Source organism: Lishizhenia sp. (assembly GCF_033720595.1).
Lineage (GTDB): Bacteria > Bacteroidota > Bacteroidia > Flavobacteriales_D > Crocinitomicaceae > Lishizhenia.
Map to the genome: position 1 here is coordinate 1 of NZ_JAWWCF010000311.1, position 1895 is coordinate 1895.

Consider the following 1895-nt stretch of genomic DNA (forward strand, 5'->3'; position numbering starts at 1 on the left):
CCATTCTCAGATGGTGCAAGCTCTGTTATATTGTGTAATGAAAAATTTGCAAAAGAACACTCTAAAGATTACATCCAAGTAATTGGTTCAGGTAGGGGAGGCTCTCCTGCAGCACTTCAAGGTCGTGAACAAATGACTACAATTCCAAGCACAAAGATTGCAGCTGAGGCAGCATACAAAATGGCAGGAATTACTTCAAAAGATGTTGACTTTGCAGAAGTTCATGACTGTTTTACAATTGCTGAAATTGTAGATAGTGAAGACCTTGGCTTCTTTGAGAAAGGACAAGGTGTTCAAGCTGTTCGTGAAGGTAGAACAAAATTAAATTCTGATATTTCAATTAATCCATCAGGTGGTCTCAAATCAAAAGGACATCCAATTGGGGCTACAGGTGTTGGACAAGTAGTTGAAGTGTATGACCAACTTACAGGAAATGCTGGTGAAAGAACAGTAAAAGATGCAAAAATCGGTTTAACTCATAACTTTGGTGCAACTGGAGCAAGTTGTGCTGTTCATCTATTCCAAAGTGTGTAAAATGTCTGTTGAAGCACAAGTTATTGAAAATGCTAAGAAAGGCAAACTCCTAACTCACAAATGCACTAAATGTGGCTATCTTCATTTGTCTACAGCCTATTATTGTCTAAAATGCGGCAGCAAAGGATTTGAGGATGTACTTTTAGATGGTACAGGCACAATTGCCACTTATACCATAATTACTGTCGCTCCTGCAGGCTTTGAAAAATACACACCATATGCCTTTGTTGTACTCCAACTAGATAATGCACAATTGAGAATTTCTGGATTTATGGCAGGAATTGCTACTCCCGCAGATCTACCAGTTGGCACAAGGGCCAAAATCACTGGTTTTGATGAACGGGGAATCATCATCGAAAAGCAGTAAATAAATTTAGTGTAATTATAAAAAAAAACCATATTAGATTTTTAATTATTTTGAAAAAAGATCTTTATACATGTCCGTTGAAATAACTTGTGGAAAGTGTGGCGAAAAGATCTCTAGCATGAAAATGTTAAAGTCACTAAAAGATGTAATGAGTCCTTACAATGGAAAGTGTCCATCTTGTGGACAGACATTATCTACATCAGAGTTTACATTAGATGTAAACGAAAACTGATCTTTATTTTGATCAACAATTCATCACAAAACCTTATTTAGCTTAAATTTTTTAGACATGGATATGGAACTGAGCGAGGGAATAGCGGAGCCTAAACGCGGAGGTATCTTACAATCTACATCAAAACGTGTAAGAATGATCTTCTCTGTAATGGCAAGCCCAAACAGGATCGATATTTTGAGAATTTTAAACTCCAAAGGACCACTGACCTATTCTGAGCTAAAGTCCCTAGCTGGATTCAAGTCAAAAAAGGAAAGTGGAAAATTCGCTTACCATCTTAGGAAATTATTACGACAATCGCTTGTGGCTTTAAACAAATCTGAAAGAAGGTATACTATCACAAACCTTGGAAAACTTGTTCTTAGCTTGGCACGCCAAATTGAAGAACGCTCAATTATTGAAAGTGGAAAAATGTATGTCCGAACATCTCATGAATCAATTGAAGAATTTAATTCACACAAAATTATTCAATCACTTGTACGTGAAGGAAGTCTTCCATTAGAGCTCGCACAAAAAATAACTGAAGAAGTTGAAAATAGAATTTACAAATATCAAACAACATATCTTACTGGTTCACTTATCCGTGAAATGGTAAACTCTGTTCTTTTAGAACATGGTCATGAAGAATATCGAAACAAATTGGCAAGACTTGGTTTGCCAGTGTTTGATGTTCAAGAAATGCTTACCAATGTAGATAATGTGGATAATGGAGCTGAAGGTTTGCTGTTTAAAACAGGTCAAAAGGTCTTTGCTGAGCATCTA

The 1895-nt window shown here is 36.4% G+C and carries 3 protein-coding genes; all 3 read left to right on the forward strand.

Annotation, left to right across the window (positions count from 1 at the left end):
- Positions 1 to 534, forward strand: a 534-nt coding sequence (locus R3333_RS14355; RefSeq protein WP_413468691.1) for a thiolase C-terminal domain-containing protein, incomplete at its 5' end; no start/stop codon positions are given.
- A 1-nt stretch (position 535) separates the two neighbouring features.
- Positions 536 to 901: a Zn-ribbon domain-containing OB-fold protein gene (locus tag R3333_RS14360; RefSeq protein ID WP_318959455.1), complete on the forward strand. Its 366-nt coding sequence runs from the start codon at positions 536 to 538 to the stop codon at positions 899 to 901.
- Between the two features lie 289 nt (positions 902 to 1190).
- Positions 1191 to 1895, forward strand: a 705-nt coding sequence (locus R3333_RS14365; RefSeq protein ID WP_318959456.1) for a winged helix-turn-helix domain-containing protein, incomplete at its 3' end; no start/stop codon positions are given.